Genomic DNA, 19075 nt, shown 5'->3' with positions numbered 1-19075 from the left:
AATTAACAAAAACTTTGTTGACTCGTTCAGAACTGAAATCTTTTAAAGATCCCATCCCGAACAGGTCCCACACGTTTGCTTGCCTGATTGTTAAAGAGCTTGGAAGCCTTGGCTTCCTGACTGCGTCCTTGGCGTGTTGCCGTGTCCGCCGTCTCTGTGGGGGCGCATTCTAGAGATTTACGGGGGACCGTCAACACTTTTTTCATCACTTTTTTATCAAACGGTCACCTTTTAGCCGGGACGGATGAAAAACCATCAAAAACGGCCTAAAACGCTCGTTTCTTATGCAGTTTAAATACCTTCCGCACCAGGTTTTCCCCTGCCATTACAGGACCGGAGGGGAAAAATAGCACAGCCGCGGACATTTTTTCCGCCGGCTGCCGAGATTTTCAGCACTTCCGTCGCCGCACAGCCATAGCAACACATAAAAAAGGCGCCCTGAGGGCGCCTTTTTTATGTGTTAGAAGCGATTAATGCTTACGAAGTTGCCAAAGGCTCATCAACAAACTCACGGCCACATAGATCGTAGCCACACTTAATAGCACCAATGGCGGATCCAGAAAGACGATGGCGAAAGCAATGATCACCCCGAGAAGCACCTTGAAAGGCACTCGACCAATATGAAATTCCTTGAAAGAGTGATATTTCACCGACGACACCATCAGCAAACCGGCGCCCGCGACAACCACCGCCACCAACCAGGAAATATCAGCCCCTTCAATGCCACGACTGGCGCCCAACCACACCAGGGTAGCAACCAACCCGGCGCCCGTTGGGCTAGGCAAGCCAATGAAGAAGCGCTTATCGGTGGTTTCCGCCTGCACATTGAACCGCGCCAGCCGCAAGGCGGCACAGGCCACATAAATGAACGCCGCCACCCAGCCAAACTTGCCAAGGCCGGACAATGCCCAGGCATATGCCACCAGCCCCGGCGCGACACCGAAGGCCACACAATCGGAGAGTGAGTCATACTCCGCCCCGAATTTGCTCTGGGTATTGGTCATCCGCGCCACCCCACCGTCCATCCCGTCGAGGATGCCGGCAATGATGATCCCCAGAGCGGCGTTCTCAAAATGCCCGTTCATGGCCGCCACGATGGCGTAGAACCCGGCAAACAGCGCCGCCGTGGTAAACAGGTTCGGCAAAAGGTAAACCCCCTTGTGGCGAGCGCCAGTACGATGCTCTGCTTCCACAACCTCAAAGGTTTCCGGCGTATCCGTCGCTGTTGTCTTGTCGTTATCCTGCATGGTTATCCACCCATTAATGATGGCGCTAGTGTAACGCAGTGCCCCCAAACAAAAAACGCGGCCGAAGCCGCGTTTTTTGGGAGCGTCACAAAAGCTTAGTTCTTGCTCTTGTCCACGATCTGGTTGGCCTGGATCCACGGCATCATGCCACGCAGCTTCTCACCCACCTGCTCGATGGGATGCGCCGCATTGTTGCGACGGGCCGCCGTCATGGACGGATAGTTGTGCGCCCCTTCCGCGATGAACATTTTGGCGTACTCGCCGCTCTGGATGCGCTTGAGCGCATTGCGCATGGCCGCACGGGACTCGTCGTTGATCACTTCCGGCCCGGTCACGTACTCACCATACTCCGCGTTGTTGGAGATGGAGTAGTTCATGTTGGCGATGCCGCCTTCGTACATCAAGTCAACGATCAGCTTCAGCTCGTGCAGACACTCGAAGTACGCCATTTCCGGGGCATAGCCCGCTTCGGTCAGGGTTTCGAAGCCCGCTTTCACCAGCTCAACCGCGCCACCACACAGGACTGCTTGCTCACCAAACAGGTCGGTTTCAGTCTCGTCCTTGAAGGTGGTTTCGATGATGCCGGTGCGGCCGCCGCCCACGCCACAGGCGTAGGACAGAGCCAGCTCTTTGGCGCTACCGGACGCATCCTGGAAGATCGCGATCAGGTCAGGAATACCGCCACCTTTGGTGAACTCGGTACGTACGGTATGGCCCGGCGCTTTCGGGGCGATCATGATCACGTCCAGATCGGCACGCGGCACAATCTGGTTGTAATGGATGGCAAAACCGTGGGCGAAGGCCAGGGTTGCACCTTCTTTCAGGTTCGGCTCGATGTCGGACTTGTACAGCTGCGCCTGGAATTCGTCAGGCGTAAGCACCATTACCACGTCCGCAGCAGCAACAGCAGACGGCACGTCAGTCACGCTGAGGCCATGGGCTTCGGCTTTGGCGATGGATGTGGAGCCAGTGCGCAGCCCGACAACAACGTCTACACCGGAATCTTTCAGGTTGCAGGCGTGGGCATGGCCCTGGGAGCCGTAACCCAGGATAGCCACTTTCTTGCCCTGGATGATGGAAAGGTCGCAATCCTTGTCGTAATACACTTGCATGCTCATAGCTCTGGCTCTTTTCAAGTAGGAAAAAGGGTAGAGGCCCGGTACGCGCTACGCACCTGCCTGATGGGCGGGTACTGTAGGGGATTCACCACATTGCGTAAAATGATATATTTGAAACATTGCATTCCAATTACTGCAACATGGCAGCCCTATGGATACCAAGCCCCTGCGTCTGTTCCTCACTCTGGCCGACACCCTGCATTTCGGCCGCGCCAGCGCCATGTGTCATGTGAGCCCCTCCACTCTGAGCCGCACGGTGCAACAACTGGAGAATGAACTGGGCGCCCCGCTCTTCTACCGGGATAATCGCAGCGTCACCCTTACCCGGGAGGGGCAACGTTTCCAGGAATATGCCCGCGACACCCTGACGCAATGGGATAATCTGCGCCATGCCCTGCAGGAAGACCGGCGGGTACTGCAAGGGGAGCTGAGTCTGTATTGCTCGGTCACCGCCAGCTACAGCTTCCTCTATGACATTCTCAGCAGCTTCCGGCATCAGTACCCACGTATCGAGCTCAAGCTACACACCGGCGACCCGGCCCAGGCCGTTCACCGTGTCCAGCAGGGCGAGGAAGACATCGCCATCGGTGCCCGTCCTGACCACCTGCCCGCCAGCACCGCCTTTCGCCCCATCGCCCGCTCCCCCCTGCTCTTTATAGGCCCGGCCAGTCAACCACAGCTGGCAGAGCGACTGGGCGGCAATGCGAACAGGACGGCCTGGGAAGACATTCCCATGATTCTCTCCGAAGAAGGCCTGGCCCGGGAGCGCACCGACCGCTGGTTCCGACAGCTTGGCGTCAAGCCCCGTATTTATGCCCAGGTCAGCGGCAACGAGGCCATCGTCAGCATGGTGAGCCTGGGTTTCGGGGTGGGAGTGGTACCAAAGATCGTACTGGATAACAGCCCGCTGTCGGCACGCATTCGGCCGCTGGATGTGCAGCCAGCGCTGGCGCCTTATGAAGTGGGACTGTTCACCCAGGAACGACGCCTCGAAGAACCACTGATCAACGCGTTCTGGTCGCAGGTCAGTGACGCCTGACACCGAAAGGCCCGATGCCTGACACTTAAAACCAAAAAAAGCCGCTCCGAAGAGCGGCTTTTTCATCTGGCATCCAGCGTCAGGCGTCGAGCTTTCTACAAGCTCAACACCTTCTCGCCGCGCGCAATGCCGGACACGCCGGAACGGACCACTTCCAGCACCTGGGTTTCCCCGATGGCGCCGATAAAGGCGTCCAGCTTGTCCGAAGCGCCGGTGAGCTGAATAGTGTAGACCGTGCTGGTCACATCCACGATCTGGCCACGGAAAATATCCACGGACCGCTTCACCTCAGCACGCTGAGCGCCGGTGGCCTTCACCTTGATCAGCATCAGCTCGCGCTCGATGTGCGGACCTTCGGTGAGATCCACCAGCTTGACCACCTCGATCAGCTTGTTCAGGTGCTTGGTGATCTGCTCGATTTTCAGATCATTACCGAAGGTGGTCAGCGTCAGGCGAGACAAGGTGCTGTCTTCGGTGGGCGCCACCGACAGGGTTTCGATGTTGTAACCCCGCTGGGAGAACAGACCGATTACCCGGCTCAGTGCGCCCGGCTCATTTTCCATCAGGATAGAAATAATTCGACGCATCAGGTCCGCTCCGTCTTGCTCAGCCACATGTCGCGCATGGAACCGTCTGCAATCTGCATCGGGTATACGTGCTCGGTGGGGTCAACATAAATATCCATGAATACCAGACGATCCTTCAGGGCAAAGGCTTCCTCCATGGCCCCGTCCAGATCCTCAATCCTGGTGATCTTCATGCCCACATGGCCATAGGCCTCGGCCAGCTTGACGAAGTCCGGCAGGGACTCCATGTAGGACTGGCTATGGCGGCCACCGTACTGCATGTCCTGCCACTGACGAACCATGCCCAGCGCCTGGTTATTGATGTTAATGACCTTCACCGGCAAACCATACTGCAGGCAGGTGGACAGCTCCTGGATATTCATCTGAATGGAGCCTTCACCGGTCACACAGGCAACTGTTGCTTCCGGGAACGCAAACTGCACGCCCATGGCCGCCGGCAGGCCGAAGCCCATGGTGCCCAGGCCACCGGAGTTGATCCAGCGACGCGGCTTGTCGTACTGGTAATACTGAGCCGCAAACATCTGGTGCTGACCCACGTCGGAGGTCACATAGGCATCACCTTTGGTGGCCTTGTACAACGCCTGGACCACCTGCTGGGGCTTCATGGGACCGTCTTCGTTGGTCTCATACCGCATGCCATGCACTTTGCGCCAGCCGTCGATTTCTTCCCACCAGCGCTCCAGCGCCTTGCGGTCCGGCTCGCCGCCGTGCTCGTCCAGCGCCGCCAGCATCTCTTCCAGCACCTGTTGCACCGGGCCCACAATGGGAATGTGCGCCATGATGTTCTTGGAGATGGTCGCCGGGTCGATATCGATATGAATGATCTTGGCGCCCGGACAGAACTTCTTCACGTTGTTGGTCACCCGGTCGTCCAGACGGGCGCCCACCGCCAGAATCACATCGGAGCTGTGCATGGTCATGTTGGCTTCGTAGGTGCCGTGCATGCCCAACATGCCCACGTTCTGACGATCCGTGCCGGGGAAGCCGCCCAGCCCCATCAAGGTATTGGTCACCGGGAAGTTGAGGCGATGGGCCAGCTGGGTCAGCAGCTCGCTGCCCTCGCCCTGCACCACGCCGCCACCGGCGTAAATCACCGGGCGCTTGGCTTTCATCAGCTCGTCCAGCGCCTTGCGGATCTGGCCGGAATGACCACGGCTGACCGGAGAGTAGGAGCGCATCTTCACTTTCTTGGGATATTCGTAAGGATTCTTGACGTTCGGCGCCGTCTGATCCTTGGGAATATCCACCAGCACCGGACCAGGGCGGCCAGTGGTAGCGATGTAGAACGCTTTCTTCATGATTTCCGGAATGTCTTTGGCGTCACGGACCATGAAGCTGTGCTTCACCACCGGACGGGACACACCAATCATGTCGGTTTCCTGGAAGGCGTCATCGCCAATCCAGTCAGAGCGAACCTGACCAGACAAAACCACCATGGGAATCGAGTCCATGAAAGCGGTGGCCAGGCCGGTAATGGCGTTGGTAGCGCCAGGCCCGGAGGTCACCATGACCACGCCGGGCTTGCCGGTGGCACGGGCATAGCCGTCCGCCGCATGGGTGGCCGCCTGCTCGTGACGAACCAGAATGTGGCTGACAGAGTCCTGCTGGAACAATGCATCGTAAATGTGCAGTACGGACCCTCCGGGATACCCGAAGATGTACTCCACTCCCTCGTCTTGCAGCGCACGGACCACCATTTCCGCGCCGGATAACATTTCCACGGTTGCTACCTCAAATTTGAATGCATACAACCCACTGCCACGCAGCGGGACGGTGTTCTGGCAGACCGTTGAACAGCCTGCGAGCTTGCTGCCTGCGGATTAAAGCACCGTATTTGGATGCTCTGGGGTCTTGTCGGAGGTGGCCGACACAGACGCAGGCAGAGAGACGATTCTGGAGGCGCTGTCTGGATAGGGGAAAACAGATGGAGTCATCCCACTTTGAAAACAGAAACCTCCGGAGGCTCCCACAGCGGGACGAGAGTGCAGTGATACTGCTGGCAGGACATCGCGGTAACGGTGCCCCGGGTCCCGGCCTCACACACGCCGGTAAGCGAATGCGGGTCCCGATCTCCGGAAAGCCATAATTTTGGCAGAAATGTGCGGCCAATCAAAGCCCTTGATCGACTTTAGGTTGCAGAAAATCCCCTTATCACGTCATGCTAAAGTCTGATGGATCAACCGAAATCATAAGAAGACTGACACCATGACAAAATTCAGCCTGTTTCTCGGGGGCGCACTGCTTGCCATTTCCAGCCTGAGCCCGGCGGCCAAGTTCTACAAATGGGTGGATGACAAGGGCGTCACCCATTACGACGCCCAGCCACCGCAGGGCGTAAACGCCTCTGAAGTAAACACCCGGGCCAATGCCAGTTCCGATCAAAGCGAGGCGATTGAGGCCCTTGAGGCCAAGCGCAACGCGGCACAAAAAGCCAAAGAAGCCGCAGCAACCCAGGCCAAAGAAGAGCAACGCTTAAAAACGGAACCGGATGCCGTCGCCCAGGAGCGCTGCGAACAACACCGCAAGAACCTGGAAACACTGACAAACAAACCTACCGTGCGGCGCAAGAACCCGGAGACCGGCGAAATGGAAGTGCTGGATCAGGAAGCCAGAGACAAAATGGTGGAAGACACCCGCAGCGCGCTGGAAAAGTGCGAGGCTCGCTAAGGGCGCGTCTGCCGGCAGTCACTGCGCCAATAAAAAACCGCCGACATCGATGTCGGCGGTTTTTGTTTACAGACGACTTCCCTCAATTTAACGCTTGAAGGTAAACCGCTCGTCTTCCACGTCCACGTGAACGGTATCTCCGGGAAGGTATTCACCCCTCAGTAGCGATTGCGCCAGCGGATTTTCCAGCTGCTGCTGGATGGCCCGCTTGAGCGGCCGCGCCCCATAGACCGGGTCGAAACCAGCGTCCACCAGCTTGTCCAGCGCCGCATCGCTTAGCTGCAAGCCGATATCCCGCTCCGCCAGTCTTTTTTGCAAAAAGCCCAGCTGAATCGACGCGATCCCCTTGAGCTGGTCCTTGGCCAACGGGTGGAATACCACGGTTTCATCCACACGGTTGATAAACTCTGGCCGGAAGTGATTACCCACCACCTCCATCACCGCGGACTTCATCGCCTCGTAGTCACTGGCGGACTCCGCATCGGCTCCCGCCAGTTTCTGGATCAGGTCAGAGCCCAGATTGGATGTCATCACCACCACCGTGTTGCGGAAGTCCACGGTGCGGCCCTGGCCATCCGTCAGGCGTCCATCATCCAGCACCTGCAACAGAATGTTGAACACATCCGGATGCGCTTTTTCCACCTCGTCCAACAACACCACAGAGTAGGGCTTACGCCGCACCAGTTCAGTGAGATAGCCACCTTCTTCGTAACCCACATAGCCCGGAGGCGCACCCACCAGCCGCGCCACGGAGTGTTTCTCCATGAACTCGGACATGTCGATGCGCACCATGGCCTCTTCGGTGTCGAACAGGAAGCTGGCCAGTGCCTTGCACAGCTCTGTCTTGCCCACACCAGTGGGGCCAAGAAACAGGAAACTGCCGTTGGGCCGGTTCGGATCCGACAGCCCGGCCCGTGAGCGGCGCACCGCATTGGCCACCGCTTCTACAGCCTCATTCTGGCCGACGACCCGGTCGTGCAGGGCCTCTTCCATGCGCAGCAGTTTGTCTTTCTCGCCTTCCAGCATTTTCGATACGGGTATCCCGGTCCACTTGGCCACCACCTCGGCGATCTCTTCGTCAGTGACCTTGTTGCGTAGCAGCTGGGTTTCCGCCTGGGCCTGCTCTTCACGGTCCTGGGCATCCTGCACTTTCTTTTCCAGTTCCGGAATCTGCCCGTACTGCAGCTCGGACATGCGGCTCAGGTCACCGGCGCGACGCGCCTGCTCCATTTCCACCCGTGCCTGCTCCAGCTCTGCCTTGTATTCCGCAGCGCCCTGCAGGGCAGCTTTTTCCGCCTGCCAGATTTCTTCCAGATCGGCATACTGTTTTTCCAGTTCGTCGATCTCTTCTTCCAGCTTTTCCAGACGCTTGCGGCTGGCATCATCTTCTTCCTTGCGCAGCGCTTCGCGTTCCATCTTCAGCTGGATCAGGCGGCGGTCCAGACGGTCCATTTCTTCCGGCATGGAATCAATTTCCATGCGGATACGGCTGCCCGCCTCGTCGATCAGGTCGATAGCCTTGTCCGGCAGCTGCCGGTCGGTGATATAGCGATGACTCAAGCGCGCGGCCGCAATGATAGCGCCATCGGTAATATCGACGCCGTGGTGCACCTCATAACGCTCTTTCAAGCCCCGCAGAATGGCAATGGTGTCCTCCACCGTGGGCTCATCCACCAGCACTTTCTGAAAACGACGCTCCAGCGCTGCATCTTTCTCGATGTACTGGCGGTATTCGTCCAGCGTGGTAGCGCCCACGCAGTGCAGTTCGCCCCGGGCCAGCGCCGGCTTGAGCATATTGCCAGCATCCATGGCCCCTTCGCCCTTGCCGGCGCCGACCATGGTATGCAGTTCATCGATGAACAGAATGATGCGCCCTTCCTGCTTGGCCAACTCATTGAGCACCGCTTTCAGGCGTTCTTCGAATTCACCCCGGTACTTGGCTCCGGCGATCAGCGCGGCCATATCCAGAGACAGCACTTGCTTGTCTTTCAACCCTTCAGGCACTTCACCATTAACGATGCGCTGAGCCAGCCCTTCCACGATGGCGGTCTTGCCCACGCCGGGCTCACCAATCAAAACCGGATTGTTTTTGGTGCGACGCTGCAACACCTGGATGGTGCGGCGGATTTCATCGTCACGGCCGATCACCGGGTCCAGCTTGCCGGACTCGGCCCGCTCGGTCAGGTTGACGGTGTACTTGTCCAGCGCTTCACGCTTGTCTTCCGCATTGGGATCGTTCACTGCTTCGCCCCCGCGCACTTCGGCAATTTTTTCCGCTAGTACTTTACGGGTCACACCAGCGTTCTTGAACAGCTTGCCCAGCTCGCCGTTATCGTCACAGGCCGCCAGCAACACCACTTCCGTGGACAAATACTGATCACCACGTTGCTGCGCTTCCCGGTCGGCAAGGTTCAGCATGCGACCGGTGGCCTGGCCCATCTGCACGTCACCATTGAAGTTGTTCACGGTGGGCAGCTTGTCCACGGCCATATTCAGGGCGGTGATCACATCGGCGCTGTTGGCACCGGCTTTTTCCAGCAAGGGCCGGGCAGCGCCACCCTGCTGCTGCATCAACGCCAACATCAGGTGGACCGGCTCAATGGTGCTGTTTCCCTGCCCCACGGCCAGGGATTGCGCGTCTGACAGGGCTTCCTGCAAGCGGGCAGTGAGTTTATCCATTCGCATTTTTCACTCTCCTATCCGGTCGTGATCCGCACAGCACCTCCCTGACGGCAAGGTCAATGCGATCACCGGTTATCTATCAACTGAGAGTTAAATGGGTCCGATTGGGCCAAACTCAAGAGCAGTTAATCGTTAATAATGAATAATTAATAAAGCGCGACAGAGTTTTAGATTGATCTTAAATGCAGGGGGCCGCGCCCAGAGCTTGGGCGCGGCCTCATTGTTTGAACGTTCCAACAGCGCTGAACGCGCAGCTATTACTTATTCATTATTAACTATTAATTATCCCCGTCCAGCCAGATCAGCGACGCAAAACGCCCGGTCTCGCCTTCCTTGCGATAGGAATAAAAACGGGACAGGTCACAGGCCGTGCAGAGATCCCCACCATGGACATCATCGACGCCGAGCTGGGCCAGCTCGATGATGGCGGCATGAGCCACCGAGAATCGCCAGTGGCCGGGGGAAGCATCTTTCTGGAAAGCAGGCTTGAACGCAGGCCGATTCTCGGTAAAGGCACGGTAGACCTCATCCCCCACCTGGTAGCACTGCCCACAAATGGCCGGACCCAGCCAGGCGCTGACGGCCTCACCGTTGGGTGCAATACTGGCCACGCCTTCGGCAATAATACCGGCCTGCAAACCCCGCCAACCGGCATGGACCGCCGCAACAGCCGCTCCATCAGTGCGGGCCAGCAACACCGGTAGACAATCAGCGGTCAGCACCACACAGGGCCAGCGTTGCTGGTCAGTCCAAACCCCATCGGCTTCGTTATCCTGGGCATCGGCGCGTATCACTTGCTTGCCGTGGACCTGCCACAACCAGGCGGCGGGGTGATCCGCCTGCAGCAGTTTTTCCACATGATGACGGGCCTGCTCGACCCGCGCCGGCTGGTCACCGCAGTTCAACCCCAGATTGAACCCGTGCCAGGGCTTGGGGCAATGATCACCGGCACGGGTCGTCACGCACACCCGCACGGCCGGGTGTGGATTCCAGTCCGGGCATAGCCATTGGCTCTTGTCAGGCAGTGACATTGCTGGCTCCTTGGTCAGTCGGGGGAACACACCCCTTCCGCCACACGCAACTTGAACAGCACTCCGTGCTGAGACAGGCAGGGAGAACTTAAGTTTCCACCCATGGCATCGCCTCCGGTTCGCACTGGCGCACTGGTCGCCATGTCTGACTGGGGCCACATTGCCGTGGATTCGGTGGGTGATATCCGTCACCGAAGCGGCTTGCTGGCCCAGTAGCGTCTCACAACGGCGCTGCAGATAGCCATCCAGCACCGCCCAGTCTGTTCCTTTTTCCGCGTGGTAACTTACCGCGCACGCTGAGTACGCAGGGAATTCCTCAAAGGCTCCCTAGCGCAGCCGGCCATCAGCAACCCCATACCCTTCACCTCTTATCACTCTTCTTCTTTGATATCGTTTTCCAGTGCGGCAATCAGCCCTGTCATATCCGCCGGCAGCGGCGCTTCGAATTCACGGTATTCGCCCGTGGCCGGGTGAATCAGCCCCAACTTGCGGGCATGCAGTGCCTGGCGGGGGAACTTGTGCAGCGCCTGACGCAGCGCTTCGGTGGCCCCGGCAGGCTGCTTGAGGCGACCACCATAGAGCGGATCCCCCACCAGCGGGTAGTTACGATGCGCCATGTGAACGCGGATCTGGTGGGTGCGGCCGGTTTCCAGCTGCACCTGAATGCGGGTATGGGCCCGGTAGCGATCCAGAACACGGTAGTGGGTCACCGCATTCTTGCCGCCGGTTTTCACCACGGCCTGCTTCTTGCGGTCCACCGGGTGACGCCCCATGGGTGCGTCCACCTTGCCGCCGCCAGTCATCACGCCCACGGCAATCGCCTCGTATTGCCGGAACAGGCTCTTGTCCTGAAGTTGCGCCACCAGACTCTGGTGGGCCTCCAGGGAGCGAGCCACCACCATCAACCCGGTGGTGTCACGGTCCAGCCGGTGCACAATTCCCGCGCGGGGCAGGCTATTGAGCCGTTCATCAAGGTGCAGCAGACCGTTCAGCAGAGTACCATCTGCGTGCCCCGCAGCCGGGTGGACCACCAGCCCGGTGGGCTTGTTGATCACAATCAGGTCGTCATCCTGGTACACCACGTCCAGATCAATGGATTGGGGCTGATCATCCAGCTCAGGCTCAATTTCCACCTCCAGAGTGAGTGATTCGTTGCCGGTCAGCTTCTCTTTGGGCTTGGTCTTGGCACCGTTGACCGTCAGCACGCCATTCTTGATCCAGGTCTGCAGGCGAGACCGGGAAAAGCCGTCAAACAGCTCTGCCGCCACCTGATCTACCCGCTGCCCGGCGTGCTCCGGCTTCACCTGTTCGGTGCGCTGAATTTTTTCGCCGCCAAGATGTCCCATATAAAAGGTTCCTCAACCTGTGCTTAAATACCGAATTCGCGAATTGTAACCCGTTCAACGAGGAAAGAATGCCACGACTTTTATGGCCACTACTGTGTGTACTGATTCTGGCCGGCTGCGCCGGCAACCCGGAAGATCGCCCGGAACTTACCGAGGCCGATCAATATCGGGAGGCCAGCGAGTCCATTGAATCGAAAAACTACCTGACGGCCATCGACCAGCTCAAGGAGCTGGAGGCGCGCTTTCCGTATGGGGACTATGCCGAACAGTCTGCGCTGGACCTGATCTACGCCCAGTACAAGTCCGTGGATTACCCGGCCACCGTGGTAGCGGCGCAACGCTTCATGCGCAACTATCCCGCGCATCCACGCATGGACTATGCCCTCTACATGCGCGGGCTGGCCAACTTCAACATGGAGAAAGGCCTGTTTGACAACATGGTCACCTCCGACCGCTCCAGCAAGGATATGGACGCCGCGAAAGACTCCTTCCGCGACTTCGAGCGGCTGGTTGCCCGCTTCCCGGACAGCGAGTACGCCCCCGACGCCCGCGCTCGCATGGTCCACATCCGCAACCAGCTGGCCCGCCAGGAACTGCACGTAGCCCGTTACTACGCTCGCCGTGGCGCCATCGTTGCTTCCGTGAACCGGGCGCAGTATGTGGTCAAACACTACCAGCAGACCCCCGCTGTGGAAGAAGGCCTGGCCATTATGGTCAAGGGTTATCAACGGCTGGAGCTTCCTGAACAGGCAGAAAAAAGCCGCGCCGTACTGGCCCTGAACTGGCCGGAAAGCAGCTTCCTGGATGACGACAAACAGGTGGACCTGGCCTGGTGGCCGGATGAGGATGAAGGGCTGTTGAGCCTGCTGACGTTTGACCTTCTGTGAGCTTCTAGCTTCTAGCTTCTAGCTTCTAGCTTCTAGCTAAAAAAGGGTGGCACCGACCATGATTCGGGCCACCCTTTTTTGATTTTGATCTTCCTTGCAGCTCGCAGCCAGGAGCTCGTAGCTGCTTTTAGTCTCCCGGCCGCCACCCATTGGTGATGGGATACCGCCGATCCTTGCCGAAAGCACGACGGCTAACACGGGGGCCAACAGCGGCCTGGCGGCGTTTGTACTCATTACGATCGGTAAGTTTCACCACCCGGTAGACCGTCTCGCGGTCAAAACCGTCACGGATCACCGCTTCCGCGCTCATGTCCTGCTCCACGTAACGCTCCAGAATCGCATCCAGCTCGTCGTAATCGGGCAGCGAATCACTGTCCACCTGGTCCGGGGCCAGCTCGGCAGACGGCGGGCGCGTGATTACCCGGTCCGGGATGATTTCGGCCCCCGCCTGCTGATTGCGCCAGCGGCACAGATTGAACACGGAGGTTTTGAAGACGTCTTTCAATACCGAGAAGCCCCCGGCCATATCGCCATAGAGGGTGGCGTAGCCCACCGCCATTTCGCTCTTGTTACCGGTGGTGAGCACCACCGAGCCGTTCTTGTTGGAAAGCGCCATCAACAGCACGCCCCGACAACGGGCCTGGAGGTTTTCTTCGGTGGTATCCCGGGCCGTGCCGGCAAACGACTCACTGAGGATATCCATAAAGCCATTGAACGCGGCCTCGATGGGCAACACCCGATAATGAACCCGCAAGGTGCGCGCCTGCTTTTCAGCATCTTCCAGGCTCATGGCAGAGGTATACTGGAACGGCATCATCACCGCCTCTACCCGTTCCGGGCCCAGGGCATCCACCGCCACCGCCAGCGTCAGGGCGGAATCAATACCACCGGACAGCCCCAATAACGCGCCTTTGAAACCATTCTTGTTCACATAATCGCGGGTCGCCAACACCAGCGCCTGGTACATGCCCTCCTCCGGCCCGGGTAACGGCAACGCCTCGCCACACGGCTCGCAGTGCCCGCTCTGGCACTGCACATCCACGGGCACCAGTGCTTCGGAAAAGCTGGCCGCCTGCACGCAGCGCGCGCCCTTGCTATCACAGACAAACGAGGCACCATCAAACACCAACTCATCCTGCCCACCAACAAGGTTGCAATACAGCACCGGCAATCCGGTTTCCCGGCTGCGGGCTTGTACCTGGGCAAAACGTTCCTCGGCCTTGTTGGTGCGGTAAGGGGAGGCATTCAAGTTCAGGATCAGGTCGGTACCCGCCTGCTGTAACTGGGCCGCCGGGCCATCGTGCCAGATGTCTTCACAAATGGTGATACCCAACGTCCAGCCATCGATATCAAAGGTGCAGGCATCGGTGCCCGGCTGGAAATAGCGTTTTTCGTCAAATACCCGGTAATTGGGCAAGTGCTGCTTGAAATACTCATGGCGAGGACCAGACTCCCCCGGGAACACCACTCCAGCCGCATTACGGCGGTGCCCGTTGCGTACCGCCGGATAGCCCAACACCACCGGCACCGAAATCGCCGCGCCAATGTCGGCCAGCGCCGCATCGACCCGGCTATTCAGGCTGGGCCGCAGCAACAGGTCTTCCGGCGGGTAACCGGTGAGCATCAGCTCCGGGAACAGCACAAGGTCCGCTCCCAGCAATCGGCGAGCTTCGTCTGCCGCGGCAATAACGCGCTGGGCATTCCCTTCGATATCGCCCACCAGCGCATTCTGCTGGGCCATAATAATTCGCATGATCAACCGGCCTTTCCTCAAGTGAGCGCTGATTGTACTCTTTAGAACCTGCTTGGGGTCTATACGCAGCCGCGCCGGCGGTAATTTTTTCGCCAGGTCGTGATTGCGATTGTGATGTGTAGTCATTCTACATAAGCAAGAGCAATCGCGGGCTGGCGGCAAAAGGGCCCCGGCCCTTCGGGTTGCCGCTGCAAATGGCGCCATGCTGTGTTGTAAACCTTGAACTTGACCCGTCAGGCCCTGCAGTTTACGCCTTGCCTGGCGCCATTTTCAGCGGCAACGCGGCTGCGTATAGACCCCAAGCAGGTTCTTAGCCGGCAATCGATGAATGCGCTAAAAACACAGAACGCCACAGCATCTGACAAAACACTAAACCGAGGGGAGCTCCATGGGCCTGATTCGCCTGATTATCATCGCCGCCCTGATCTATCTGGCCTGGCGGGTCATAAAACGATTACTGGCCCAGGCCCGGCCCACGGATTCCGGCAATCCCCAGATCATGGTGAAATGCGCGCAATGCGGCGTACATGTCCCCACCCCCGAAGCGTTCAGCCACAACGGCCTGCACTTCTGCACCCAAGAACATCAGCGGCAATACCTGGAACACCATGACCGCTAACCAGGGCTGGACACCGGCACGCATTTATAATGTGTACCGCATTGCCATTGCCTGTGTGCTGCTGTTGCTGCATTACGGGCCGGACAAGGCGCTGCTCGGCACCCATTTCCCGGCCCTTTTCGAGACCACGCTTTTTCTCTATCTGGGTCTGACGCTGGCCTCCGCCACGCTGGATAACCGCCGGTATCAGCGGGCCTTCCCTGCCTGGGCACAACCGGCGGCGTTAATCAGCGATCTGGGCATGCTGACGCTGGTGGTGCACTCCAATGGCGGGCTGGAGGGAGGTCTGGCAGTGCTTTTGCTGGTGACCGTTGCCGCCGGCAATATTCTGTTGCGCGGTCGACAAGGCTTTCTTATTGCAGCATTGGCGACCCTGTCCGCCATGTTCGAGCAATTCTATTTTTCCATCCATACACAGCTTTCGTCCCCGTTCGCCCTGACGGAATCCGGCCTGCTGGGCATTGCCTTTTTCATGGTGTCGCTGATCATCCAGCAAATTGCCCAGCGCCTGGAGCAAACAGAAAAGATCACCAGGCAGCAACAGGTTGCCATTGAGCGGCTGGAAGCACTGAACCAGCAGATTGTGCAGCGCATGCGCACGGGCATTCTGGTTTTCGACGACGCTTTTCATATCCTCATGTCCAACCAGTCTGCCAATAACCTGTTTGACAGCCCCATGCTCGGCAACACCCTGCCCGACGCCCTGACCAGCCGCTTCCAGCGCTGGCAGGACAACCCGCTACTGCCACTGAGCACGCTGCGCGTATCGGAGCAATCCCCGGTGCTAAGCCCCCGTTTTGCACAGCTGGATACCGGCCATGAAAACCTGACCCTGCTGTTCCTGGAAAACACGGCACAAGTCGCTCAGGAAGCCCAGCAGATGAACCTGGCATCCCTGGGGCGCCTGTCCGCCACCCTGGCCCATGAAATTCGCAACCCGCTCAGCGCCATCAACCATGCCACAGACCTATTGCTGGACGACGAACCCAGCCCGGAAGATCAACACCTGCTGCAGATCATCCGCAACCATGTGACCCGGGTTAACGGCATTATTCATGACGTCCTTGACCTATCACGCAGACCCAAGGGGCAAGCCGAACGCTTTACCTTGACGGCGCTGATTGAGGAAACGACCGCTCAATGGAAAATGAAAGACCCCGCAGCCAGCTTCAGCCTCCATTGCCAACCCGAGGTAGAAGTCCGCTTTGATCGTAATCAACTCATTCAGGTTCTGGACAATCTGATCGGCAATGCGCTACGCCATGGCGGCAGCCCCTGCACCGTCACACTGCGGTGCGGGCACCACGACCGCACCGGTCTTCCCTGGCTAAAAGTTCAGGATAATGGTCAGGGCATCAGCGAAGAAGCCATGAATTATCTCTTCGAGCCTTTTTACACCACCGCCAAAGACGGCAATGGTCTGGGCCTCTATCTGTGCCGGGAACTCTGCCACGCCAACCAGGCCACACTGGATCTTGAGGAAACCCCGAAAGGCGCCAGCTTTGTGATAACCTTTGCCCACCCGCACCGACAATTTCAATAACAGAATCGCCTATGAGTGCAGATACCCCCCACGTACTGGTTGTTGACGACGAAGCTGACCTGCGCGAACTGCTGGTCATCACACTGGGTCGCATGAAACTTCAGGCCACCGCAGCGGACTCGCTGTCTGCCGCCAAGCAACAGCTCAAAGACGCGCGTTACGACCTGTGCCTGACGGATATGAATCTGGGGGATGGCACAGGCCTGGAACTTCTCCAATTCATCTCACAACACTGCCCAACCATGCCCACCGCCGTCATCACCGCCTACGGCAGCATGGAAACCGCCACCGATGCGATGAAATATGGCGCCTATGATTTCATTGCCAAGCCAGTGGCATTGGACCGGTTACGGCAGTTGATCGAAGACGGCCTGGGCATCAGCGAAGTCGAAGAACACCATGAAGAAGAAGATAATCTGATTGGTGACGCACCCTGCATGGTTGCACTGAAAGCCCAGGTTAGAAAGCTGGCCCGCAGCCAGGCTCCCATCTATATCAGCGGCGAGTCAGGCAGTGGTAAAGAACGTATTGCGCGGCTGATTCATACTCTCGGCCCGCGCCGGGAAAAACCGTTTGTGGCCGTCAACTGTGGGGCCATTCCTTCAGAGCTGATGGAAAGCGAGTTTTTCGGCCACCGCAAAGGGGCGTTTACCGGCGCCGTGGAAGACCGCAAGGGACTGTTCCGTGAGGCCGATGGCGGCACCCTGTTTCTGGATGAAGTCGCCGATCTCCCCCTGCACATGCAGGTCAAGTTACTGCGAGCGATCCAGGAAAAAAGCGTGCGGCCGGTGGGGGAAGCGCGGGAGTTTCAGGTCAACCTGCGGATTCTTTGTGCCACCCACAAGAACCTGGAAGACGAAATGGAAGAGGGCCGCTTTCGTCAGGATCTCTTCTACCGGCTGAATGTTATCGAAGCACATGTACCGCCGCTGCGTGACCGACGTGAAGATATCCCCAAACTGGTTCAGCATATTCTCAACCGGCTCAGCCAAGCCTGGGACATCCCACCGCCCAGCGTCAGCTCTGACGCGGTGAACGCCATAGAAAATTACGCCTTTCCCGGCAATGTCAGGGAACTGGAAAATACGCTGGAGCGGGCGCTGACCCTCTGCGACGGCAACACCATTCTGCCAGAGCATCTGCGTCTGACATCCAACCGCCCCGCCCCAGCCACAACCCGCCATAACGCCCCGGCAGCAACAACGACATCACCAGTAAGGCCCGGCGAACAGCCTCTGGAGGATTTCCTTCAGGAAATCGAAAAGCAGGAAATACTCAAGGCCCTGGATGCCACCCACTGGAACCGCACCGCCGCCGCAAAAAAACTCGGCATGACCTTTCGCTCGTTGCGCTATCGGCTCAAAAAACTGGAACTGGACCGGGATGACGGCGAGGCAGAAGACAACGAATAAGGCTCGGGGTCAGTAAAGGGTTGCTCACCGGTAATTAATTGCGCGAGCAGCTCCGCACTGGCCGGTGCCGCCACCAACCCATTGCGATAATGCCCCACTGCAGCGAACACCCCGTTGGCTCCTGGCACCGGCCCAATAAGAGGAATATCACGGTCACAGCCCGGCCGTACTCCCGCCCAGTGAAAGGCCGGCGAACAGGATGCCAGCTGTGGCCATAATGACGCAGCCAGCCGCTCCAGCTGATAACGTCCCGCGACCGTGGGGTACGTCGTATCATCCCCTTTCCTGAGCGTTGATCCCACCAGCACAGAGCCGTCCTGCCTGGGTATCAGATACCCCCTCTCAGTCAACATGACCCCTGGCACCTGACCCGGTTGCACGCGATACAAAAGCATCTCGCCTTTTGCAGGAAATAGCGGCATTGGGAAGTGTATGGAGCGCAAAAGATCTGCGGCCGCATGACCGGCACTGATGACAACGGTAGCGCCCTGCCATTGCCTGCCGTCGGCAGCCAACACCTTTCCACCCACCGCGCCAGACACAACTCGGCTAATCATTGCCGATTCAAACCGAACCCCCAACCGCTGTAAATGCGTACGCAGCACTTTCAACAGGCCCGGGTTACGAATATTACCCAGCGACGGGAACAACAGCCCGGCACCTACAGCGGATTCCGGCATCCGTTCGCTGGCAGGCATCGCTTGCACAGGTATCTGCCAGCGCTCAGCCCACTGGCGGGCACGAGCAGCGTCATCGCCGGACGTTTCCACCCACAGACCGCCACTATGGAGTAGCGCCTCGCAGCCAGGAACGCCCGCGGCATTGCACTCATCCAGCATCTGTTGATAGCGGGAAAAAGCATCCACGGACAGGCGGGTGATGGCATCGGAATAACGCCAGGCATACAACGGAGATAGAATGCCGCCACCGGCCCAGGAAGCCGGGGGATATTGAGCAGGGGCATCAATAATCGTCACCGTCCTTCCACGCCGTGTAAGCTCAAGCGCACCAAGAAGGCCGATAATTCCACCACCTACAACAAGTACATCAGACATGGCAATACAGGGAAACGGAAGACACTAAGGGTGGCAACAATAGCATAACCACCAGGCGCATTCTTCCGTAGGCTTCCATAGAAGTGTTA

At 58.5% G+C, this 19075-nt stretch carries 15 protein-coding genes; 6 read left to right on the top strand and 9 right to left on the bottom strand.

From position 1 onward, the window contains the following. Positions 1-470 precede the first annotated feature (470 nt). Together pssA and ilvC are read right to left on the bottom strand one after the other, a co-directional pair. Positions 471-1247, bottom strand: a complete 777-nt coding sequence (gene pssA / locus COA55_RS08465; RefSeq protein ID WP_290501496.1) for a CDP-diacylglycerol--serine O-phosphatidyltransferase — start codon at positions 1245-1247, stop codon at positions 471-473. A gap of 95 nt (positions 1248-1342) precedes the next feature. Next, a complete protein-coding gene (gene ilvC, locus COA55_RS08460; protein ID WP_063519755.1) occupies positions 1343-2359 on the bottom strand; it encodes a ketol-acid reductoisomerase in 1017 nt (338 codons plus the stop codon). A 157-nt stretch (positions 2360-2516) separates the two neighbouring features. On the opposite strand from ilvC, the gene ilvY reads away from it, so the two are divergent. Continuing rightward, on the top strand, positions 2517-3404 hold the full coding sequence (gene ilvY, locus COA55_RS08455; RefSeq protein ID WP_063519753.1) for an HTH-type transcriptional activator IlvY: 888 nt from the start codon (positions 2517-2519) through the stop codon (positions 3402-3404). Between the two features lie 95 nt (positions 3405-3499). On the opposite strand, the gene ilvN is transcribed toward ilvY, so the two are convergent. Next, positions 3500-3991: an acetolactate synthase small subunit gene (ilvN, locus tag COA55_RS08450; protein WP_039926852.1), complete on the bottom strand. Its 492-nt coding sequence runs from the start codon at positions 3989-3991 to the stop codon at positions 3500-3502. Further along, positions 3991-5712, bottom strand: coding sequence for an acetolactate synthase 3 large subunit (locus COA55_RS08445; RefSeq protein ID WP_063519756.1), 1722 nt, complete (start codon positions 5710-5712; stop codon positions 3991-3993). Before COA55_RS08445 ends, ilvN begins: the two co-directional genes overlap by 1 nt. Before the next feature lie 484 nt (positions 5713-6196). On the opposite strand from COA55_RS08445, the gene COA55_RS08440 reads away from it, so the two are divergent. After that, on the top strand, positions 6197-6658 hold the full coding sequence (locus COA55_RS08440) for a DUF4124 domain-containing protein (RefSeq protein WP_063519754.1): 462 nt from the start codon (positions 6197-6199) through the stop codon (positions 6656-6658). Positions 6659-6745: 87 nt separating this feature from the next. Here COA55_RS08440 and clpB read toward each other — a convergent pair whose 3' ends face one another. The 3 genes from clpB to rluD form a co-directional block, all read right to left on the bottom strand. Then, the gene (gene clpB, locus COA55_RS08435) at positions 6746-9343 is read right to left on the bottom strand and encodes an ATP-dependent chaperone ClpB (protein WP_063520855.1); all 2598 of its coding nucleotides are present in this window, start codon (positions 9341-9343) and stop codon (positions 6746-6748) included. A gap of 275 nt (positions 9344-9618) precedes the next feature. After that, positions 9619-10371, bottom strand: coding sequence for a peptidoglycan editing factor PgeF (gene pgeF, locus COA55_RS08430; RefSeq protein ID WP_290501494.1), 753 nt, complete (start codon positions 10369-10371; stop codon positions 9619-9621). 371 nt (positions 10372-10742) lie between these two features. Beyond that, on the bottom strand, positions 10743-11717 hold the full coding sequence (rluD, locus tag COA55_RS08425; protein WP_007148636.1) for a 23S rRNA pseudouridine(1911/1915/1917) synthase RluD: 975 nt from the start codon (positions 11715-11717) through the stop codon (positions 10743-10745). Between the two features lie 68 nt (positions 11718-11785). Here rluD and COA55_RS08420 point away from each other — a divergent pair, with 68 nt between their 5' ends. Then, entirely contained in the window at positions 11786-12604 is an 819-nt protein-coding gene (locus COA55_RS08420; RefSeq protein ID WP_063519853.1) for an outer membrane protein assembly factor BamD, read from the top strand. A 127-nt stretch (positions 12605-12731) separates the two neighbouring features. On the opposite strand, the gene COA55_RS08415 is transcribed toward COA55_RS08420, so the two are convergent. Continuing rightward, complete coding sequence (locus tag COA55_RS08415) at positions 12732-14357, bottom strand: NAD+ synthase (RefSeq protein ID WP_063519857.1); 1626 nt, start codon at positions 14355-14357, stop codon at positions 12732-12734. Positions 14358-14745: 388 nt separating this feature from the next. Between COA55_RS08415 and COA55_RS08410 the strand changes: the two genes are divergently transcribed. The 3 genes from COA55_RS08410 to COA55_RS08400 are packed head-to-tail and all read left to right on the top strand — an operon-like array spanning position 14746 to position 17931. After that, a complete protein-coding gene (locus tag COA55_RS08410; protein ID WP_290501493.1) occupies positions 14746-14976 on the top strand; it encodes a PP0621 family protein in 231 nt (76 codons plus the stop codon). Then, complete coding sequence (locus COA55_RS08405; RefSeq protein WP_290501492.1) at positions 14966-16519, top strand: ATP-binding protein; 1554 nt, start codon at positions 14966-14968, stop codon at positions 16517-16519. Before COA55_RS08410 ends, COA55_RS08405 begins: the two co-directional genes overlap by 11 nt. Positions 16520-16530: 11 nt before the next feature. After that, positions 16531-17931, top strand: coding sequence for a sigma-54 dependent transcriptional regulator (locus COA55_RS08400; RefSeq protein WP_290501491.1), 1401 nt, complete (start codon positions 16531-16533; stop codon positions 17929-17931). On the opposite strand, the gene COA55_RS08395 is transcribed toward COA55_RS08400, so the two are convergent. Continuing rightward, positions 17871-18986, bottom strand: coding sequence for an FAD-dependent oxidoreductase (locus COA55_RS08395; protein ID WP_290501490.1), 1116 nt, complete (start codon positions 18984-18986; stop codon positions 17871-17873). The two genes, COA55_RS08400 and COA55_RS08395, sit on opposite strands and share 61 nt — an antisense overlap. Positions 18987-19075: the final 89 nt, after the last annotated feature.

Origin of the sequence: Alcanivorax sp., from assembly GCF_002733835.1 — a bacterium.
Lineage (GTDB): Bacteria > Pseudomonadota > Gammaproteobacteria > Pseudomonadales > Alcanivoracaceae > Alcanivorax.
The sequence above is the reverse complement of the archived record's forward strand: the minus strand, read 5'-3'. Positions and strand labels throughout refer to the sequence as shown.

What these genes read in the sequence shown, in the direction of transcription:
- COA55_RS08415 (WP_063519857.1), bottom strand. Translation starts at nt 14,357, where the DNA reads ATGCGAATTATTATGGCCCAGCAGAATGCGCTGGTGGGCGATATCGAA.
- ilvY (WP_063519753.1), top strand. Translation starts at nt 2,517, where the DNA reads ATGGATACCAAGCCCCTGCGTCTGTTCCTCACTCTGGCCGACACCCTG.
- COA55_RS08440 (WP_063519754.1), top strand. Translation starts at nt 6,197, where the DNA reads ATGACAAAATTCAGCCTGTTTCTCGGGGGCGCACTGCTTGCCATTTCC.
- COA55_RS08410 (WP_290501493.1), top strand. Translation starts at nt 14,746, where the DNA reads ATGGGCCTGATTCGCCTGATTATCATCGCCGCCCTGATCTATCTGGCC.
- COA55_RS08405 (WP_290501492.1), top strand. Translation starts at nt 14,966, where the DNA reads ATGACCGCTAACCAGGGCTGGACACCGGCACGCATTTATAATGTGTAC.
- clpB (WP_063520855.1), bottom strand. Translation starts at nt 9,343, where the DNA reads ATGCGAATGGATAAACTCACTGCCCGCTTGCAGGAAGCCCTGTCAGAC.
- COA55_RS08420 (WP_063519853.1), top strand. Translation starts at nt 11,786, where the DNA reads ATGCCACGACTTTTATGGCCACTACTGTGTGTACTGATTCTGGCCGGC.
- COA55_RS08400 (WP_290501491.1), top strand. Translation starts at nt 16,531, where the DNA reads ATGAGTGCAGATACCCCCCACGTACTGGTTGTTGACGACGAAGCTGAC.
- pgeF (WP_290501494.1), bottom strand. Translation starts at nt 10,371, where the DNA reads ATGTCACTGCCTGACAAGAGCCAATGGCTATGCCCGGACTGGAATCCA.
- ilvC (WP_063519755.1), bottom strand. Translation starts at nt 2,359, where the DNA reads ATGCAAGTGTATTACGACAAGGATTGCGACCTTTCCATCATCCAGGGC.
- pssA (WP_290501496.1), bottom strand. Translation starts at nt 1,247, where the DNA reads ATGCAGGATAACGACAAGACAACAGCGACGGATACGCCGGAAACCTTT.
- ilvN (WP_039926852.1), bottom strand. Translation starts at nt 3,991, where the DNA reads ATGCGTCGAATTATTTCTATCCTGATGGAAAATGAGCCGGGCGCACTG.
- COA55_RS08395 (WP_290501490.1), bottom strand. Translation starts at nt 18,986, where the DNA reads ATGTCTGATGTACTTGTTGTAGGTGGTGGAATTATCGGCCTTCTTGGT.
- rluD (WP_007148636.1), bottom strand. Translation starts at nt 11,717, where the DNA reads ATGGGACATCTTGGCGGCGAAAAAATTCAGCGCACCGAACAGGTGAAG.